This window comes from Pseudonocardia sp. ICBG1142 (assembly GCF_020496255.1).
In the GTDB taxonomy this organism is placed as follows: domain Bacteria; phylum Actinomycetota; class Actinomycetes; order Mycobacteriales; family Pseudonocardiaceae; genus Pseudonocardia.
This window is the reverse complement of sequence record NZ_JAHLJC010000046.1, coordinates 1-20,186: the sequence shown is the minus strand read 5'-3', so window position 1 is coordinate 20,186 and position 20,186 is coordinate 1. Positions and strand designations below refer to the sequence as shown.

The 20,186-nt window shown below is 65.8% G+C and carries 14 protein-coding genes; 7 read left to right on the top strand and 7 right to left on the bottom strand.

Features of this window, described 5'->3' with window-relative positions; translation table 11 throughout:
• Positions 1-526: 526 nt before the first annotated feature.
• From KPL59_RS34835 to KPL59_RS34820, 4 genes are read right to left on the bottom strand one after another with little or no spacing between them, the layout of a single operon-like run.
• Positions 527-2,506, bottom strand: coding sequence for a cell division protein FtsK (locus KPL59_RS34835; RefSeq protein WP_226363332.1), 1,980 nt, complete (start codon positions 2,504-2,506; stop codon positions 527-529).
• Positions 2,439-2,840 carry a hypothetical protein gene (locus tag KPL59_RS34830; protein ID WP_226363331.1) on the bottom strand — a complete coding sequence of 134 codons (402 nt, stop codon included), beginning with the start codon at positions 2,838-2,840 and terminating at the stop codon, positions 2,439-2,441. The genes KPL59_RS34835 and KPL59_RS34830 overlap by 68 nt, the downstream gene beginning before the upstream one ends.
• Complete coding sequence (locus tag KPL59_RS34825) at positions 2,837-4,123, bottom strand: hypothetical protein (RefSeq protein ID WP_226363326.1); 1,287 nt, start codon at positions 4,121-4,123, stop codon at positions 2,837-2,839. Before KPL59_RS34825 ends, KPL59_RS34830 begins: the two co-directional genes overlap by 4 nt.
• Complete coding sequence (locus KPL59_RS34820) at positions 4,120-4,419, bottom strand: hypothetical protein (RefSeq protein ID WP_226363327.1); 300 nt, start codon at positions 4,417-4,419, stop codon at positions 4,120-4,122. Before KPL59_RS34820 ends, KPL59_RS34825 begins: the two co-directional genes overlap by 4 nt.
• 2,053 nt (positions 4,420-6,472) lie before the next feature.
• Between KPL59_RS34820 and KPL59_RS34815 the strand changes: the two genes are divergently transcribed.
• Positions 6,473-6,754, top strand: a complete 282-nt coding sequence (locus tag KPL59_RS34815) for a hypothetical protein (RefSeq protein WP_226363329.1) — start codon at positions 6,473-6,475, stop codon at positions 6,752-6,754.
• A gap of 64 nt (positions 6,755-6,818) precedes the next feature.
• On the opposite strand, the gene KPL59_RS34810 is transcribed toward KPL59_RS34815, so the two are convergent.
• Positions 6,819-7,583 (bottom strand): transposase, encoded by a 765-nt coding sequence (locus KPL59_RS34810; protein WP_226359944.1) that lies wholly within the window; start codon positions 7,581-7,583, stop codon positions 6,819-6,821.
• 4,082 nt (positions 7,584-11,665) lie between these two features.
• Positions 11,666-12,334 carry a hypothetical protein gene (locus KPL59_RS34805; protein ID WP_226363330.1) on the bottom strand — a complete coding sequence of 223 codons (669 nt, stop codon included), beginning with the start codon at positions 12,332-12,334 and terminating at the stop codon, positions 11,666-11,668.
• A gap of 276 nt (positions 12,335-12,610) precedes the next feature.
• Between KPL59_RS34805 and KPL59_RS34800 the strand changes: the two genes are divergently transcribed.
• On the top strand, positions 12,611-13,375 hold the full coding sequence (locus KPL59_RS34800) for a transposase (RefSeq protein WP_226359944.1): 765 nt from the start codon (positions 12,611-12,613) through the stop codon (positions 13,373-13,375).
• A gap of 64 nt (positions 13,376-13,439) precedes the next feature.
• Here the strand turns inward: KPL59_RS34800 and KPL59_RS34795 are convergent, their stop codons facing one another.
• Positions 13,440-13,721, bottom strand: a complete 282-nt coding sequence (locus tag KPL59_RS34795; RefSeq protein WP_226363329.1) for a hypothetical protein — start codon at positions 13,719-13,721, stop codon at positions 13,440-13,442.
• A 1,766-nt stretch (positions 13,722-15,487) separates the two neighbouring features.
• Between KPL59_RS34795 and KPL59_RS34790 the strand changes: the two genes are divergently transcribed.
• The 5 genes from KPL59_RS34790 to KPL59_RS34770 all read left to right on the top strand — a co-directional run.
• Positions 15,488-15,778, top strand: coding sequence for a hypothetical protein (locus tag KPL59_RS34790; RefSeq protein WP_226363328.1), 291 nt, complete (start codon positions 15,488-15,490; stop codon positions 15,776-15,778).
• A complete protein-coding gene (locus tag KPL59_RS34785) occupies positions 15,775-16,074 on the top strand; it encodes a hypothetical protein (RefSeq protein WP_226363327.1) in 300 nt (99 codons plus the stop codon). Before KPL59_RS34790 ends, KPL59_RS34785 begins: the two co-directional genes overlap by 4 nt.
• The gene (locus KPL59_RS34780) at positions 16,071-17,357 is read left to right on the top strand and encodes a hypothetical protein (RefSeq protein WP_226363326.1); all 1,287 of its coding nucleotides are present in this window, start codon (positions 16,071-16,073) and stop codon (positions 17,355-17,357) included. Before KPL59_RS34785 ends, KPL59_RS34780 begins: the two co-directional genes overlap by 4 nt.
• A 1,132-nt stretch (positions 17,358-18,489) precedes the next feature.
• Complete coding sequence (locus KPL59_RS34775; RefSeq protein WP_226363325.1) at positions 18,490-19,671, top strand: zonular occludens toxin domain-containing protein; 1,182 nt, start codon at positions 18,490-18,492, stop codon at positions 19,669-19,671.
• A gap of 212 nt (positions 19,672-19,883) precedes the next feature.
• Positions 19,884-20,186 (top strand): hypothetical protein (locus tag KPL59_RS34770; RefSeq protein ID WP_226363324.1); only part of this gene is annotated, 303 nt, incomplete at its 3' end.

Sequence of the window (20,186 nt, the reverse complement as noted above, 5' to 3'; positions counted from 1 at the left end):
GTGGGACGCTGGTGGGCGAGCCCGGCAGCGGGGTAGGCGGCGGAGATGGCCGTGCTGGCGTCGCGTAGTGCGGTTGCGTGGGCGTGGCGTAGGTCGGCGACCTCGACCCCGACCCGGGCGGCGACCAGCAGCGGCGGACGTGGGCTGGGCTCGGCCGAGGACGGCGGCGAGGACGGCGGGGTCGAGGAAGCTGATCACCTCCAGCGCGTCGGCCCGATCGGTCTCGGACAGGCGCGGGACCGGGACCGGCAGCGCCCGGGCGGCGGGCGGGTCAGGTGGTTCCGGCGGTTCAGGGTGGGACTGTGGGTGGTCATCAGGTCTCCTGTTTTTGGCATGCCGACAGGGAGGGAGGGAGGCACCGAGATGCCTCCGTCCCTGCTCAGATACGGGTTTCAGAGGTGCTGGAGCGGGTGGGTCCCTGGCCTCCCTGAGTGACCGTCTGTGCAGGTCATCCCAGGGAGGGAGGGGTCAGGGAGGCGGGAGGGAGAACTCCCTGCCTCCCTGACGCCTCCCTGACCGACTCCCTCTAGAAGTAGCCGTTCTGGCCGGGCCCGGATTCATCACTGTCGGTGATGGATTCGTGGGTGGCGTCGGTGTGGGCTTCGTGGAGGCGGGCGGTGCTGAGGACCATGACTCCGTCGGACTTGTAGGGCCGGGCGTCGGCGGGTAGCTCGTCGGCGAGGCGGGCGAAGGTCCACGTCCCGTAGTGGGCGCGGTCGAGTTCGGTGAGCGCGGCGAGGGCTTCTTGGGTGCGCATCCGCTTGTGCCCGTGAAGGACGTGGAGCAGGTCTTCCAGGAGGTCCCGCCGCGCTGCCGGGGCCGGGGCCGGGGCTGTCGCGGGTCCGGTGGTGAGTCCGGCCTCCTGTCGGAGTTTCACGGCGCGTTCGATGATCGGGGTGAGTTCGTCGATGCCGTTGCCGCGTGGGATGTAGAAGCAGCGCATGAGCCCGTCTTGGGGTGTGAATCCCGAGGTCATGGCGGTGCCGAGGTCCCCGAGGTCCACCGTGCCGTCGGCGCCCACGGTCATGGGTTGCAGGGTGGTGGCGGTGATCCCTGCGGTGTGCTTTCCCGTGCCGAGGATCGCGTCGTTGCCCTGGTGATCGGCGATCGCGAAGCAGGCCCGGTTGGACAGGACCTTCGCCACCGCCCTGGGCAGGGACTCCTTCGAGGGGACTGGTGTCGCGAACAGGAACGTCACGCCGTATTTGCGTGCCTTCGCGACGATCTTGGCGACCAGCTCGGCTGCTTCGGCGCCGATAGGGGAGACGAACAGCTCCTGGCACTCGTCGATCACCACCACCCGCGGGCGCATCGACCGATCGCTGGCCGCGAGCTTGCGCGTCAGCTTCGGCTCGCCCGCTGCGGACAGCTTCCGCCCTCGTTCCGACAGCTCGGACATGAGCGCCTTGAGCCCGTCGAGGACCGTCGGCACCTCGTCCGGATCGTCGGACACGAACAGCGTCCGGGCGACCGGCCGGAAGGGGTCGTAGTCGGCGTTGTGGGCCATGCAGTAGATGTCGATCTCGACGAGTGGGTCGAGGATCGCTCCGGCGAGGACGTCGATGATCAGGGTGGATTTGCCGGAGCCCATCATCCCGGCGATGCCCCAGTTGGTGCCGAACAGCCGTCCGGTGACCAGGTCGGAGCGTGGGGTGACGCCGACGGGGACACCGCGGAAGTAGTCGGTGGTCCCGTCGTCGCCGGGCACCTGGGCGACCGGTTTCGTGAGGCTGCCTTGGTCGGCGACCCACAGGTCCAGCGTTCCGGGGTGGTCGCGGGCTTCGGTGGGCCACACCTCGACCGGTAGGCGGAGCAGGTTGTGGGCGAGGACGTCTTTGCGTCGGTTGAGCATCTCGACGGTGACGCCTTCGGGCAGGAGGAATTGGCAGTGCCAGCCGCGCCCGTCGTGGACGGGTGGGAGGTTCCAGCGTGGTGTCCAGCCCTGCTTGAACTTGCTGTTCAGCGCGGGCAGGCCGAGGTTGCGTAGGGCGTTGACCACGGCGCTTTCGTCGACGATCACACCCCGCCCGGTGCCGTCCTCGTCGTCCTCGACGGGAGCAGCCCAGGTCGGTGCCTCGGTCCTCGCTCGCCCGAGCGCCCACAGTCCGAGCACCGCCCCGGCTCCGGCCAGGGTGGCGATCACGGTGGCGTAGACGGTCACGAACGTGACCACCCACGCGACCGCGTCGATGACCCCAGCGATGGGGGCGATGACCAGGGAGATGTCCTTGGCGGCGATCGCGAGGACGGCCCCGAGGCCGAGGAGCATCCCGAGCGCGATCAGCGCGCCGACCCCAGCCGCACGCGCCCAGGCCAGCGGCGCGTTGACCCAGTCCATCACCCGCCCATGACGACGCTGCTTCTCGGCGACGTCCCGGGCCTCCCACTCCAACAGGCGGTCCTGGTCACCTGCGATCTCGGCGGCGCGCATCTGACGCTCATACCGGCTGGTGCCGTGGGTGTCCCGCCACCGCTGAACGAGGACCCCGGCGCCGGAGAAACACATAGAAAGTGTTCCTGACCAGCGCCTTCGTGGTGGTGACGGTGGCGGGATGGGTCGCGGCGGCGAGGGCGCCGCGGCCTGCGGCGTGCAGGTCGGAGCGGTAAAGGTCCCGCCGCGACACCACCCCGGTCCCCGGTGTCCCGGGCGCGGGGCCTTCCACCTGCGCGCCGCAGGCCACGATCTCGCCCTCGACCACCACCGGGGCCTCGGCGTCGCGGGTGCCGGTGTGCTGGTGCAGGGTGATGACCTGCGCCAGCTTGTCCCCTGATGACGCGTGGTGGGCTGGGCTGGCGCCGCCAGCCTCGTCGCGGCCGGTCTGGTCGTCGTGGTGGCTCATCGCGGGCCTCCGCCCTGCTGTTCGTCTCCGCCCCGAGGTTCGGGGTCGTCACGGAGCTGGCGGGCGCGGGCGGCCGAGCAGCGCAGGCCCCTGCGGATGGACTCGGCTGAGCCGGGGTCGACCCGGCCGTCAGCGACCGCGGTCCGGAGGAGCTGCCGAAGATCATCGAGGGTGCGCGGGGTCGACCCGGTTTCAAGATCATGGTCGGGGTCGACTCCTAGGGTCGACGATGATCTTGGAGGGGTCGACTGTCGCAGGTCAGCCCTCGACTCCCCACCCGACTCCTCCGGGCTGCGGTCGAGGATGGCGACACCGCCCCCATGATCATCGTCGAGGTGCGAGTCGACCCCGGAGTCGAGGCCGTCGAGGGCCGGGTCGGCCTCGTAGTCGTGGTCGTTGGTGAGTCGGGAGCCGACACAGCCCGCGCCCTCGACGAGGGCGGCCAGTGCCCAGTCCCAGTCGTCGGCGCGATTGATGCCGACCGACGCATCCGGTGTGACAGGTCGTTCCGGGGCGGTGGTCGCGGCGAGTGTGCGGCGCCGGACCTGGTAGGTCCCGGGTCGGTAGGCCAGCTCCGCTGTGCCGTTGGTCTGGATGACTGCTGCGGCGTCGCGGACGGCGAGGCGTCGTGCGCGGTCGGTCTTCGCCTCCACCAGCGCGGTCAGACGTGCCGCCCGTCGCTCGGCCCGGGAGCGCGGTGCTCCGGCCAAAGTCAGTTGGTGCGCGGCGACGCCTGCGATGGACACGACGGCCATGACGATCCCGGCGGTCCAGCCTTGGTGGAGGCCGTGGAGGAGGTTCATCCCGGCGGCGACCAGGGAAAAGAGAACGACCCCGGCCTGCAACCCGGCCACCGGCTGGTCCGGTGCGTGGTGTCGGGATGCGGTGATGGCGAGGGCGAAGGCCCACATGCCGAGTTCGGTGATCCCGGCCAGTAGCAGGCCGCCGGGGCCGTAGATGGTGGTGCCGTAGGTGGCCATGGCGGGTGCGGCGAGGGCGAAGGACAGGAGCGCGATCGGGTAGATGAGCAGCTCCACGACGTGGGCAGAAGCCCAGGTCAGGACCTTGGCCAGGGCGTCGGCGCGGACCTGCCGCTGCTCGGTCCGGCGACGTTCAGCCGCGTCGCGGTCGGTCTGGGCGCGGTCGCGGCGGGCGTTCTGCTCGGCGATCCGCCGCTGCGCGGCAGCGTCGGCGGCTTCGCGGGCGAGGCGGGCGTCCAGAGCGCGGGTCTCGCGCCGCTCGGCCGCCCGGGTCGCAGCCCCCGAGTGGTTCGTGGTGGTCATGCTCCGGCCCTCCCCTTGCCCTGCTGACCAGCCGAAACCCGCTCAGCGGGCGACTCAGGGCCGTCGGAGGCGTCGTCTGCGGCAGGCAACTCGCCCCGGGCAGTCGAGGCAGGGACGGCCCGGCGGACCTGCCAGAGGCGCAGCTCAGCGGCAGCCCACCAGCCGGTCACGAAGCCGAGCGGTGCGGCGAACCACCAGGTCAGGCCCAGTGTCGCCCCCGCCAGGGCGGCGACGACAGCGATCTCGGTGGCCCGATCCCGAACCACCGTGACGGCACGGTGAAGCAGCGCGTTCATGCCACCTCACCGCCCTGACCAGCGGAAACGACCACGGGACGTCGGGGCGGAAGCGTCAGCAGGCGACCTGCGGACGCCCCGTCAGACGACTCGTCGGCCGGATCGGGGTCGTCGAGGAGGTCGCCGTAGAGGCGGTCGATGACCCGCTCGGTCAGACCATCCGGGCACCACGAGAAGCCCTGGTCAACGCCGGGATCAGGGTCGCTGTCGGGGGAGTTTGGAAGAAAAGTTCCACCTACCGGTGGAGACGTGCAGACGCCAAGGGCAGCATGGCCCATAGCCGATCACCTGTTCTCTCAGGTTGTTCGGTTAGGTCGCCGCCCCGGAGTGGAATCCTGGGCGGTGACCGCAACCCCGCCGGGCTGGCGGGCTCGCTCCTCAAGCTAGACACGACCCCGCACCGGCTGTCAAGCACTAATCTCGACCGGCCTGCCCGCCGTCACCTGCGCCCCACATTGATCACGGAACGTGACGATGGGCTCGAATGGCTGCCTGGGCGCCGTTTTTGCTGGTCAGCCCACGTTCAGGGTGATCTTCGGCGCGTGTGAGCGCGCTGGCCGTTGAGGGGGTGGCACGGCTTGAGCCGTGCCACCCCCTCAAGCCGTGCCAGGGGAAAATGGGTATTGACCTGGGTAAACAGTAGGGGTGGCACGGCTGTCTCGGCTTGACTCGGCTTGGGGGTCGTTTCGGGACATCCCCTGGAGTCTCACTCTGCGTGACGGGCCGGGGCCGAGTGGGGCGCGCCAGCGGTCTCGATTATCGGTGGTGCGTGGTTGCGTTTCCGGTGCTGCAGGGTGCGGCGCTCTGCAGGTGTTGCTGAGTACTCCCCTGCCGCCTCTTCTGCCGCTTGTAGTACCGGAGGGCTGGGCGTTGTCAGAGCCACGGATGAGGGCTCTTTTGCGCTAGGGCGGGGGTGGCGCCGGGCACAGTATTGATGTGACTGGTTGTGCGGTTTCAAAGGTGCCGCAGGATGGATTTAGTATCTGCCTGCACGGTGTTTTGGTGCGTGCAGGAGCCACTGCATCCGCCCGATGCGCGATCCGGCGGATGTGGGGGTTGTCGCGCTATCGTTGAGGTCGCGTGTCCTCGGTGCTGTCGGCCTGACAGGTGGCCCAGTAACTCCCGAGAGGGGTTTTGTTCCTCCCGAGAGAACACAAGATCGTTTTCGGGCCGTCTTCTGGACTTGCCCCGGGGCGCTCTCAGGTAGGTCATCGTTGTGACCTGCTGTTGTGTGGGTGGTGGAGTGAGTCCCGCTGGGTCGGGCTGGCGGGTTGTGGTCGCGGAGCGGCCGTGATCGTCAGTACGTAGTTCCATGGTTTGAAAAAGGCAAAGGTCAAGGTCAACTGACTACGGCAGGAGTGGGTGGTTTGAGCTTGTTTGGGTGTATCTGTCCGTAGTGGCTGAGTGTGTTCGCGTGATTGCTTCTGGTAGTGGTTCTTGACCACCGGGGGGGGGGGGCGTGTTCGGATGCGGTCATGTGCACGAAGAGGTTCGCATCTGCGTCGCGTGTTATCGGGACTGTGTTAGTTGTGGCTGTTGCAATGGGGTCGGCCACTGGGATCGCTTCGGCCGAAGCTCCGGTAGTGATGACAGGAGTCTCGGTCGCCGCCCCCAGCCAACGCGGAGACCTTGAAGCTAGTGGAGTCTCCCCAGTTGGAGATGAATCGCTGAGTCCGGATGAGGCGCGCCGGGCCGCCGAAGAGGCAGAGTATTTATTCTCTGTCGTGCTTGTGAACGACGGTGAGCAGTGGCGGGTAAATCCGGCGTTTTCTCGCGATAAAGATTTTCGAGAGCTGGCCCAGGTGGCAGAAGCGCTCAATGGACCCGTTCCTTACCATGCGATCGACTCCCCGCAGTATCGCGAATGCGTGCTCAATGCTGTAGGGCTAGGGGCTCTTACTGCGGGTGCAGCTAAAGGGGGCTCTCAACTCGCGTATCTCATGGCCGCTAAGAAGTGGAAAGACGTCGCGTACGTGCTGGCGCGTTTGGTCGGAGTGAACGCGTTAAAGGGTGGTCTTGCCGGGGCGGCAGTTTCTTTGGCGGGAGCTGGAGCGTGGTGCGCGACTCCGTGGGCGAAATGAAGCTGTATCGGATTTTCAGGACGCCCAGTGCCGCGCGAGATGCTGCTGACTTCGTTCTCGGACACCTTCGCGAAAGAGGCGCAGTCGACTACTTTTCGGAAGAGAGATTCAATCCTGTCATTGAGCTGGCTCGACATGGTGCATGGAGCGAGGCAGCAAAAGAGTATCGGAACATCACGGGTGCGGGCATTAAAGATAGCGTAATTGCGGCCGAGATTGCCCGACGGATCGTCAAAGACGATAAGCGCCGATGAAGAGGATCGTTCCCTGCCCGCCATGAGTCTATATCGCCGATCATCGAGGCTTATTCAGGCTCCGTCAGGTAAGTGTGTAGAAGATGAGTCCGATGACTGCCGAGATTGTCGTTTTAAATGTGGCGTAGGGCCGCCGGTAGTCTGTGTGGAGAACTTTCCACGTTTTGATATGGGCGATGACTCGTTCGATGGTGGCGCGTGTGTGGTTGAGGCTCTTGTTGAATGTTTTTTGCCAGTCGAGAAGTTCCCGGCCGGGTGGTTTTTTGAACGGGGTGAGCATGCCGCGCCCGATGTATCCTTTATCGCCGATCGGGGGGTATGTGGCGAGGTGGTCGAGGGCGCCGGATTGGTCGAGGCAATATAGGTCGTGTCGGGATCCTGGGGTCGGGTCGGAGATCCACGACAGCTGCCCTTCCAGGGTGGCTGCGACCTGGACGACGACGCCGGTGGTGCGATGCTTGCCCGACCACAGACCCGGCACCGCGGCCCATGACCAGCAGGGCAGCAAGGTTCCATCGATGATGTACTGCCGATCGGCACGAAGCTCCTCTGCCGTCGGAACGACACTCCGCAGCGCCTGTGCCAGCAACGGTGTCACCCCCGTGATCGCTCGACTAACCGTCGACTGCGACACCCCATAGGTTTCCGCCAACTCCCACTGCACACGATTCCCGCGCAGATACGCCAACGTGATCACCACCGACCAGAACAACCCCAGAACCGGCGGCCAAGACAAACGTGCCTCCGTCGCGTCCCGCTGATCCTGCTCATACACTATAGCGACAAGATCCTGAATTTCATCACGCCGGAAACCAGTGGTATAGTACATACTGCGGCAGCCCGTTCATCTCGGATTGATTCGGCAAACCAATATTCGCGATGGACGGGCTGTCGCCCAACCCGACACGCCGGGCTAGATCGTTATTTCACGGGGCCTGAATAAGCCTCAAGGTAAAGGTCAAGGTTAACTGACTGCGGCAGTGTGGGCGGTTTAGGTCGCTTTGGGTGCATCTGTCCGTAGTGGCTGAGCGTGTTCGCGTGGTTGCGTTCAGTGATGGTCCTTGATTGGTGACGGCGTGGCCGGAGGTGGTGGCTGATTCTGATCTTGACGATCGACTGGGGTGACTGCTTCACTCGGCCGGTGATGATCAGGAAATTTGCGAAACGAATGGCTCCGGCAGCGAATGCATTGTTCGCTGTGGGGTTGTCGTTATTGATGTTGGTGGGTGTCTCTTCTGCTGCGATGGCACAGGAGTCAGGCGAGGTGGACAGAGTCGAGGTGGGCACTTCGGGGGATTCTGCTCATCTTTTTTGAGTTTGATAGGCCGTTGCAGCGAGAAGAGGCAGAGAAAATTCGTGTCCGCTTCGCGCGTGATATTCCCTTTGGGGTTCGTCAGGCTCCGCGAGTGGAGACTCTGGGATGCCGTAATGGACTGGATCGTCCTGATCGGAACGGGGTGCTGTCGTTGCAGTTTACGTGTCTGCCATCTCATGGCGTGGTCGCATGGGGTTATCGGTTGTCACCGGCAGTGAAGGCGACAGTTGTCGGACCGGTCAGGGAAGACGGGCTGCGGTGGTGGCAAAACAGGACGAGTAGACCCAAGAATTCCGGTCACGTGGAGTCGGCGGACTATATTTTCCACGGTTCAATGAATCCGGTGTTCGTGAATGATGTCCTTGACTATCAAGATTTCTTCACGTATCGCCATAATCTCGGTGGGGGTGGGACTGCGAAGCTGACATTTGCCGGGTCGGCCCGCCTGACATACTGATGACCAGCGAGCAGAGTTCTCCTTATCGATCGTGGGTGGCTGCGAGCGGTGCTCCCGAGGAGGTCCTAGAAGCGGCGTCGGGTGTTTGTGAAGCGCAGGCACGACGGCGCTGGTAGAGGGGGTTTTACGGGATTTGGAGTTGAATGATCGTGGGTGGCGGGTCCGTTCTGTGCTCGTGTCGTCGCTGCCTCCGCCGCCCCCCCCGTGTTCTGGTCTGGATGTAGGGGAGGACCTTGTAGTTGAGATCGAGTCGGAGGGGCCCTCGGTCATTGGCGTGTACTTCACGACGTCGGTCACTCACGAGTCTGCGTGCGTGGCCACTGCTGAGCAGGTTCAAGATCATGTTCTGGAACTGGAGCATGGGACGCCTCGACCTCCTTGTCCGGAACATCCACACCCTCTGACACCCCGCCTGGTGGACAACGTCCCGACCTGGGTGTGTCCACGTGATCCGCTGCATTGCAGCTTCCCTGTATCTGGAACATGAGATCGGTGGTCTGCACGGTCGGTCCGGCACCGAGCCGAAGGTCATCAGTGAGCCTTTCCCAACCTGTTTGTGCTGGTCAGGCGGGGTCGGAGCGGAGGAGCTGGGGCGCGATATCGCGTTGAACCAGCCTTCGCCGCTGGCGTGAGGGCCGGTCAGCACTTCAGCGCGACGTTGACCTGCTCCTCCGGAGGGCTCGGGGGCTGGGTGCCGCGGCGGCGGCCTTCTGGGGTGGCGCCAGGGGCCATCGCTACGGGCTTCGGGCTCATCAAGGCCGTGACGGTCTCCTCCGGGGGTGCGCCGCCCGGGGGGTGAAGCGTCCGGGCGGGACCGGCACCGGGCCGGTGATCATCAGTGATGCATAGGTGTGGTGGCTGTTGATCTTGGTTGGTGGTGTCGAGCTCGTTGTAGGCGAGCGCTGTCGGCTCGGCGGGCCGGTTCGGTGGCGTCTCGCCACCGAAGATCAACAGCCACAGGACCCATGCATCATCTGATGATCTTGGGCGGTGGGCTCCGGTCCGGGGCTTGGTCGTGGCGCCGGTCGGCCGGTTCACCGCGCAGCCGCGCAGCAAGATGTGCGTTTTCCTCAGGAAAACGCGGGCGGGCGCCCCCGGCGGGCTGCTGCTGCTGCTGCTGCTGCTGCTGGGTGCGGTGCCGCTGGCGCTTGGTCGGAGGCCGGGGGGGGTGACACGCCGGTCTGACCTGGGGGTACGCGACAGACGGGCTTGTTACCTGGGAGTATTTGAGTGGCACAGCAGCAACAAGCCAAGTCAGAGTTTCGGGTGAGCGCCAGCGAGCCCGCACCCCTCCGGCCGCGTCAGCGGCCGAGACAACACAGGGCGAAGCTCAATGCCCTGGACCGGCACCGCGCCCCTGTCGGCGGTGGGAGGAGTTCCCCCGGATGATCGGCTCTGACCTGTGGGTTCCCCCAGGCGCGCTCGGGCGCGATCTGGATGCCTCTCCCCGGGCTCTGAGAGCCTCTGTGAGCCCGGGTTTCCGTCACGGGACCTAGCGGGGGGCTGCCGTTCGAGGCGGCAGCGGCGATCGGCTGGACGTCGCGGCCACTCGCCGGGACGAGTTCGGACGACGGCGAGTGGGTACCGCGACGTCCACAAACGCCCCCAGTCGCCGTGCCGCCTCGAACGGCAGCCCCCGACTAGGTAGCCCGGGGACGGAAACGGGCTCACAGAGGCTCTCAGAGCCCCGGGGAGAGGCATCCAGGATCGCGCCCGAGGCAGCGCCTGGGGGAACCCACAGGTCAGAGCCGATCATCCGGGGGAACTCCTCACCACCGCCGACAGGGGCGCGGTGCCGGTCCAGGGCATTGAGCTTCGCCCTGTGTTGTCTCCGGCCGCTGACGCGGCCGGAGGGGTGCGGGCTCGCTGGCGCTCACCCGAAACTCTGACTTGGCTTGTTGCTGCTGTGCCACTCAAATACTCCCAGGTAACAAGCCCGTCTGTCGCGTACCCCCAGGTCAGACCGGCGTGTCACCCCCACCCGGCCTCCGACCAAGCGCCAGCGGCACCGCACCCAGCAGCAGCAGCAGCAGCAGCAGCAGCCCCGGGGGCGCCCGCCCGCGTTTTCCTGAGGAAAACGCACATCTTGCTGCGCGGCTGCGCGGTGAACCGGCCGACCGGCGCCACGACCAAGCCCCGGACCGGAGCCCACCGCCCAAGATCATCAGATGATGCATGGGTCCTGTGGCTGTTGATCTTCGGTGGCGAGACGCCACCGAACCGGCCCGCCGAGCCGACAGCGCTCGCCTACAACGAGCTCGACACCACCAACCAAGATCAACAGCCACCACACCTATGCATCACTGATGATCACCGGCCCGGTGCCGGTCCCGCCCGGACGCTTCACCCCCGGGCGGCGCACCCCCGGAGGAGACCGTCACGGCCTTGATGAGCCCGAAGCCCGTAGCGATGGCCCCTGGCGCCACCCCAGAAGGCCGCCGCCGCGGCACCCAGCCCCCGAGCCCTCCGGAGGAGCAGGTCAACGTCGCGCTGAAGTGCTGACCGGCCCTCACGCCAGCGGCGAAGGCTGGTTCAACGCGATATCGCGCCCCAGCTCCTCCGCTCCGACCCCGCCTGACCAGCACAAACAGGTTGGGAAAGGCTCACTGATGACCTTCGGCTCGGTGCCGGACCGACCGTGCAGACCACCGATCTCATGTTCCAGATACAGGGAAGCTGCAATGCAGCGGATCACGTGGACACACCCAGGTCGGGACGTTGTCCACCAGGCGGGGTGTCAGAGGGTGTGGATGTTCCGGACAAGGAGGTCGAGGCGTCCCATGCTCCAGTTCCAGAACATGATCTTGAACCTGCTCAGCAGTGGCCACGCACGCAGACTCGTGAGTGACCGACGTCGTGAAGTACACGCCAATGACCGAGGGCCCCTCCGACTCGATCTCAACTACAAGGTCCTCCCCTACATCCAGACCAGAACACGGGGGGGGCGGCGGAGGCAGCGACGACACGAGCACAGAACGGACCCGCCACCCACGATCATTCAACTCCAAATCCCGTAAAACCCCCTCTACCAGCCGTCGTGCCTGCGCTTCACAAACACCCGACGCCGCTTCTAGGACCTCCTCGGGAGCACCGCTCGCAGCCACCCACGATCGATAAGGAGAACTCTGCTCGCTGGTCATCAGTATGTCAGGCGGGCCGACCCGGCAAATGTCAGCTTCGCAGTCCCACCCCCACCGAGATTATGGCGATACGTGAAGAAATCTTGATAGTCAAGGACATCATTCACGAACACCGGATTCATTGAACCGTGGAAAATATAGTCCGCCGACTCCACGTGACCGGAATTCTTGGGTCTACTCGTCCTGTTTTGCCACCACCGCAGCCCGTCTTCCCTGACCGGTCCGACAACTGTCGCCTTCACTGCCGGTGACAACCGATAACCCCATGCGACCACGCCATGAGATGGCAGACACGTAAACTGCAACGACAGCACCCCGTTCCGATCAGGACGATCCAGTCCATTACGGCATCCCAGAGTCTCCACTCGCGGAGCCTGACGAACCCCAAAGGGAATATCACGCGCGAAGCGGACACGAATTTTCTCTGCCTCTTCTCGCTGCAACGGCCTATCAAACTCAAAAACAAGATGAGCAGAATCCCCCGAAGTGCCCACCTCGACTCTGTCCACCTCGCCTGACTCCTGTGCCATCGCAGCAGAAGAGACACCCACCAACATCAATAACGACAACCCCACAGCGAACAATGCATTCGCTGCCGGAGCCATTCGTTTCGCAAATTTCCTGATCATCACCGGCCGAGTGAAGCAGTCACCCCAGTCGATCGTCAAGATCAGAATCAGCCACCACCTCCGGCCACGCCGTCACCAATCAAGGACCATCACTGAACGCAACCACGCGAACACGCTCAGCCACTACGGACAGATGCACCCAAAGCGACCTAAACCGCCCACACTGCCGCAGTCAGTTAACCTTGACCTTTACCTTGAGGCTTATTCAGGCCCCGTGAAATAACGATCTAGCCCGGCGTGTCGGGTTGGGCGACAGCCCGTCCATCGCGAATATTGGTTTGCCGAATCAATCCGAGATGAACGGGCTGCCGCAGTATGTACTATACCACTGGTTTCCGGCGTGATGAAATTCAGGATCTTGTCGCTATAGTGTATGAGCAGGATCAGCGGGACGCGACGGAGGCACGTTTGTCTTGGCCGCCGGTTCTGGGGTTGTTCTGGTCGGTGGTGATCACGTTGGCGTATCTGCGCGGGAATCGTGTGCAGTGGGAGTTGGCGGAAACCTATGGGGTGTCGCAGTCGACGGTTAGTCGAGCGATCACGGGGGTGACACCGTTGCTGGCACAGGCGCTGCGGAGTGTCGTTCCGACGGCAGAGGAGCTTCGTGCCGATCGGCAGTACATCATCGATGGAACCTTGCTGCCCTGCTGGTCATGGGCCGCGGTGCCGGGTCTGTGGTCGGGCAAGCATCGCACCACCGGCGTCGTCGTCCAGGTCGCAGCCACCCTGGAAGGGCAGCTGTCGTGGATCTCCGACCCGACCCCAGGATCCCGACACGACCTATATTGCCTCGACCAATCCGGCGCCCTCGACCACCTCGCCACATACCCCCCGATCGGCGATAAAGGATACATCGGGCGCGGCATGCTCACCCCGTTCAAAAAACCACCCGGCCGGGAACTTCTCGACTGGCAAAAAACATTCAACAAGAGCCTCAACCACACACGCGCCACCATCGAACGAGTCATCGCCCATATCAAAACGTGGAAAGTTCTCCACACAGACTACCGGCGGCCCTACGCCACATTTAAAACGACAATCTCGGCAGTCATCGGACTCATCTTCTACACACTTACCTGACGGAGCCTGAATAAGCCTCGATGATCGGCGATATAGACTCATGGCGGGCAGGGAACGATCCTCTTCATCGGCGCTTATCGTCTTTGACGATCCGTCGGGCAATCTCGGCCGCAATTACGCTATCTTTAATGCCCGCACCCGTGATGTTCCGATACTCTTTTGCTGCCTCGCTCCATGCACCATGTCGAGCCAGCTCAATGACAGGATTGAATCTCTCTTCCGAAAAGTAGTCGACTGCGCCTCTTTCGCGAAGGTGTCCGAGAACGAAGTCAGCAGCATCTCGCGCGGCACTGGGCGTCCTGAAAATCCGATACAGCTTCATTTCGCCCACGGAGTCGCGCACCACGCTCCAGCTCCCGCCAAAGAAACTGCCGCCCCGGCAAGACCACCCTTTAACGCGTTCACTCCGACCAAACGCGCCAGCACGTACGCGACGTCTTTCCACTTCTTAGCGGCCATGAGATACGCGAGTTGAGAGCCCCCTTTAGCTGCACCCGCAGTAAGAGCCCCTAGCCCTACAGCATTGAGCACGCATTCGCGATACTGCGGGGAGTCGATCGCATGGTAAGGAACGGGTCCATTGAGCGCTTCTGCCACCTGGGCCAGCTCTCGAAAATCTTTATCGCGAGAAAACGCCGGATTTACCCGCCACTGCTCACCGTCGTTCACAAGCACGACAGAGAATAAATACTCTGCCTCTTCGGCGGCCCGGCGCGCCTCATCCGGACTCAGCGATTCATCTCCAACTGGGGAGACTCCACTAGCTTCAAGGTCTCCGCGTTGGCTGGGGGCGGCGACCGAGACTCCTGTCATCACTACCGGAGCTTCGGCCGAAGCGATCCCAGTGGCCGACCCCATTGCAACAGCCACAACTAACACAGTCCCGATAACACGCGACGCAGATGCGAACCTCTTCGTGCACATGACCGCATCCGAACACGCCCCCCCCCCCCGGTGGTCAAGAACCACTACCAGAAGCAATCACGCGAACACACTCAGCCACTACGGACAGATACACCCAAACAAGCTCAAACCACCCACTCCTGCCGTAGTCAGTTGACCTTGACCTTTGCCTTTTTCAAACCATGGAACTACGTACTGACGATCACGGCCGCTCCGCGACCACAACCCGCCAGCCCGACCCAGCGGGACTCACTCCACCACCCACACAACAGCAGGTCACAACGATGACCTACCTGAGAGCGCCCCGGGGCAAGTCCAGAAGACGGCCCCGAAAACGATCTTGTGTTCTCTCGGGAGGAACAAAACCCCTCTCGGGAGTTACTGGGCCACCTGTCAGGCCGACAGCACCGAGGACACGCGACCTCAACGATAGCGCGACAACCCCCACATCCGCCGGATCGCGCATCGGGCGGATGCAGTGGCTCCTGCACGCACCAAAACACCGTGCAGGCAGATACTAAATCCATCCTGCGGCACCTTTGAAACCGCACAACCAGTCACATCAATACTGTGCCCGGCGCCACCCCCGCCCTAGCGCAAAAGAGCCCTCATCCGTGGCTCTGACAACGCCCAGCCCTCCGGTACTACAAGCGGCAGAAGAGGCGGCAGGGGAGTACTCAGCAACACCTGCAGAGCGCCGCACCCTGCAGCACCGGAAACGCAACCACGCACCACCGATAATCGAGACCGCTGGCGCGCCCCACTCGGCCCCGGCCCGTCACGCAGAGTGAGACTCCAGGGGATGTCCCGAAACGACCCCCAAGCCGAGTCAAGCCGAGACAGCCGTGCCACCCCTACTGTTTACCCAGGTCAATACCCATTTTCCCCTGGCACGGCTTGAGGGGGTGGCACGGCTCAAGCCGTGCCACCCCCTCAACGGCCAGCGCGCTCACACGCGCCGAAGATCACCCTGAACGTGGGCTGACCAGCAAAAACGGCGCCCAGGCAGCCATTCGAGCCCATCGTCACGTTCCGTGATCAATGTGGGGCGCAGGTGACGGCGGGCAGGCCGGTCGAGATTAGTGCTTGACAGCCGGTGCGGGGTCGTGTCTAGCTTGAGGAGCGAGCCCGCCAGCCCGGCGGGGTTGCGGTCACCGCCCAGGATTCCACTCCGGGGCGGCGACCTAACCGAACAACCTGAGAGAACAGGTGATCGGCTATGGGCCATGCTGCCCTTGGCGTCTGCACGTCTCCACCGGTAGGTGGAACTTTTCTTCAAAAACCCCCGACAGCGACCCTGATCCCGGCGTTGACCAGGGCTTCTCGTGGTGCCCGGATGGTCTGACCGAGCGGGTCATCGACCGCCTCTACGGCGACCTCCTCGACGACCCCGATCCGGCCGACGAGTCGTCTGACGGGGCGTCCGCAGGTCGCCTGCTGACGCTTCCGCCCCGACGTCCCGTGGTCGTTTCCGCTGGTCAGGGCGGTGAGGTGGCATGAACGCGCTGCTTCACCGTGCCGTCACGGTGGTTCGGGATCGGGCCACCGAGATCGCTGTCGTCGCCGCCCTGGCGGGGGCGACACTGGGCCTGACCTGGTGGTTCGCCGCACCGCTCGGCTTCGTGACCGGCTGGTGGGCTGCCGCTGAGCTGCGCCTCTGGCAGGTCCGCCGGGCCGTCCCTGCCTCGACTGCCCGGGGCGAGTTGCCTGCCGCAGACGACGCCTCCGACGGCCCTGAGTCGCCCGCTGAGCGGGTTTCGGCTGGTCAGCAGGGCAAGGGGAGGGCCGGAGCATGACCACCACGAACCACTCGGGGGCTGCGACCCGGGCGGCCGAGCGGCGCGAGACCCGCGCTCTGGACGCCCGCCTCGCCCGCGAAGCCGCCGACGCTGCCGCGCAGCGGCGGATCGCCGAGCAGAACGCCCGCCGCGACCGCGCCCAGACCGACCGCGACGCGGCTGAACGTCGCCGGACCGAGCAGCGGCAGGTCCGCGCCGACGCCCTGGCCAAGGTCCTGACCTGGGCTTCTGCCCACGTCGTGGAGCTGCTCATCTACCCGATCGCGCTCCTGTCCTTCGCCCTCGCCGCACCCGCCATGGCCACCTACGGCACCACCATCTACGGCCCCGGCGGCCTGCTACTGGCCGGGATCACCGAACTCGGCATGTGGGCCTTCGCCCTCGCCATCACCGCATCCCGACACCACGCACCGGACCAGCCGGTGGCCGGGTTGCAGGCCGGGGTCGTTCTCTTTTCCCTGGTCGCCGCCGGGATGAACCTCCTCCACGGCCTCCACCAAGGCTGGACCGCCGGGATCGTCATGGCCGTCGTGTCCATCGCAGGCGTCGCCGCGCACCAACTGACTTTGGCCGGAGCACCGCGCTCCCGGGCCGAGCGACGGGCGGCACGTCTGACCGCGCTGGTGGAGGCGAAGACCGACCGCGCACGACGCCTCGCCGTCCGCGACGCCGCAGCAGTCATCCAGACCAACGGCACAGCGGAGCTGGCCTACCGACCCGGGACCTACCAGGTCCGGCGCCGCACACTCGCCGCGACCACCGCCCCGGAACGACCTGTCACACCGGATGCGTCGGTCGGCATCAATCGCGCCGACGACTGGGACTGGGCACTGGCCGCCCTCGTCGAGGGCGCGGGCTGTGTCGGCTCCCGACTCACCAACGACCACGACTACGAGGCCGACCCGGCCCTCGACGGCCTCGACTCCGGGGTCGACTCGCACCTCGACGATGATCATGGGGGCGGTGTCGCCATCCTCGACCGCAGCCCGGAGGAGTCGGGTGGGGAGTCGAGGGCTGACCTGCGACAGTCGACCCCTCCAAGATCATCGTCGACCCTAGGAGTCGACCCCGACCATGATCTTGAAACCGGGTCGACCCCGCGCACCCTCGATGATCTTCGGCAGCTCCTCCGGACCGCGGTCGCTGACGGCCGGGTCGACCCCGGCTCAGCCGAGTCCATCCGCAGGGGCCTGCGCTGCTCGGCCGCCCGCGCCCGCCAGCTCCGTGACGACCCCGAACCTCGGGGCGGAGACGAACAGCAGGGCGGAGGCCCGCGATGAGCCACCACGACGACCAGACCGGCCGCGACGAGGCTGGCGGCGCCAGCCCAGCCCACCACGCGTCATCAGGGGACAAGCTGGCGCAGGTCATCACCCTGCACCAGCACACCGGCACCCGCGACGCCGAGGCCCCGGTGGTGGTCGAGGGCGAGATCGTGGCCTGCGGCGCGCAGGTGGAAGGCCCCGCGCCCGGGACACCGGGGACCGGGGTGGTGTCGCGGCGGGACCTTTACCGCTCCGACCTGCACGCCGCAGGCCGCGGCGCCCTCGCCGCCGCGACCCATCCCGCCACCGTCACCACCACGAAGGCGCTGGTCAGGAACACTTTCTATGTGTTCTCCGGCGCCGGGGTCCTCGTTCAGCGGTGGCGGGACACCCACGGCACCAGCCGGTATGAGCGTCAGATGCGCGCCGCCGAGATCGCAGGTGACCAGGACCGCCTGTTGGAGTGGGAGGCCCGGGACGTCGCGAGAGAAGCAGCGTCGTCATGGGCGGGTGATGGACTGGGTCAACGCGCCGCTGGCCTGGGCGCGTGCGGCTGGGGTCGGCGCGCTGATCGCGCTCGGGATGCTCCTCGGCCTCGGGGCCGTCCTCGCGATCGCCGCCAAGGACATCTCCCTGGTCATCGCCCCCATCGCTGGGGTCATCGACGCGGTCGCGTGGGTGGTCACGTTCGTGACCGTCTACGCCACCGTGATCGCCACCCTGGCCGGAGCCGGGGCGGTGCTCGGACTGTGGGCGCTCGGGCGAGCGAGGACCGAGGCACCGACCTGGGCTGCTCCCGTCGAGGACGACGAGGACGGCACCGGGCGGGGTGTGATCGTCGACGAAAGCGCCGTGGTCAACGCCCTACGCAACCTCGGCCTGCCCGCGCTGAACAGCAAGTTCAAGCAGGGCTGGACACCACGCTGGAACCTCCCACCCGTCCACGACGGGCGCGGCTGGCACTGCCAATTCCTCCTGCCCGAAGGCGTCACCGTCGAGATGCTCAACCGACGCAAAGACGTCCTCGCCCACAACCTGCTCCGCCTACCGGTCGAGGTGTGGCCCACCGAAGCCCGCGACCACCCCGGAACGCTGGACCTGTGGGTCGCCGACCAACCAAGGCAGCCTCACGAAACCGGTCGCCCAGGTGCCCGGCGACGACGGGACCACCGACTACTTCCGCGGTGTCCCCGTCGGCGTCACCCCACGCTCCGACCTGGTCACCGGACGGCTGTTCGGCACCAACTGGGGCATCGCCGGGATGATGGGCTCCGGCAAATCCACCCTGATCATCGACGTCCTCGCCGGAGCGATCCTCGACCCACTCGTCGAGATCGACATCTACTGCATGGCCCACAACGCCGACTACGACCCCTTCCGGCCGGTCGCCCGGACGCTGTTCGTGTCCGACGATCCGGACGAGGTGCCGACGGTCCTCGACGGGCTCAAGGCGCTCATGTCCGAGCTGTCGGAACGAGGGCGGAAGCTGTCCGCAGCGGGCGAGCCGAAGCTGACGCGCAAGCTCGCGGCCAGCGATCGGTCGATGCGCCCGGGGGTGGTGGTGATCGACGAGTGCCAGGAGCTGTTCGTCTCCCCTATCGGCGCCGAAGCAGCCGAGCTGGTCGCCAAGATCGTCGCGAAGGCACGCAAATACGGCGTGACGTTCCTGTTCGCGACACCAGTCCCCTCGAAGGAGTCCCTGCCCAGGGCGGTGGCGAAGGTCCTGTCCAACCGGGCCTGCTTCGCGATCGCCGATCACCAGGGCAACGACGCGATCCTCGGCACGGGAAAGCACACCGCAGGGATCACCGCCACCACCCTGCAACCCATGACCGTGGGCGCCGACGGCACGGTGGACCTCGGGGACCTCGGCACCGCCATGACCTCGGGATTCACACCCCAAGACGGGCTCATGCGCTGCTTCTACATCCCACGCGGCAACGGCATCGACGAACTCACCCCGATCATCGAACGCGCCGTGAAACTCCGACAGGAGGCCGGACTCACCACCGGACCCGCGACAGCCCCGGCCCCGGCCCCGGCAGCGCGGCGGGACCTCCTGGAAGACCTGCTCCACGTCCTTCACGGGCACAAGCGGATGCGCACCCAAGAAGCCCTCGCCGCGCTCACCGAACTCGACCGCGCCCACTACGGGACGTGGACCTTCGCCCGCCTCGCCGACGAGCTACCCGCCGACGCCCGGCCCTACAAGTCCGACGGAGTCATGGTCCTCAGCACCGCCCGCCTCCACGAAGCCCACACCGACGCCACCCACGAATCCATCACCGACAGTGATGAATCCGGGCCCGGCCAGAACGGCTACTTCTAGAGGGAGTCGGTCAGGGAGGCGTCAGGGAGGCAGGGAGTTCTCCCTCCCGCCTCCCTGACCCCTCCCTCCCTGGGATGACCTGCACAGACGGTCACTCAGGGAGGCCAGGGACCCACCCGCTCCAGCACCTCTGAAACCCGTATCTGAGCAGGGACGGAGGCATCTCGGTGCCTCCCTCCCTCCCTGTCGGCATGCCAAAAACAGGAGACCTGATGACCACCCACAGTCACCACCCTGAACCGCCGGAACCACCTGACCCGCCCGCCGCCCGGGCGCTGCCGGTCCCGGTCCCGCGCCTGTCCGAGACCGATCGGGCCGACGCGCTGGAGGTGATCAGCTTCCTCGACCCCGCCGTCCTCGCCGCCGTCCTCGGCCGAGCCCAGCCCACGTCGCCGCTGCTGGTCGCCGCCCGGGTCGGGGTCGAGGTCGCCGACCTACGCCACGCCCACGCAACCGCACTACGCTCGACGCCAGCACGCCATCTCCGCCCATACACCGCTGCCGGGCTCGCCCAC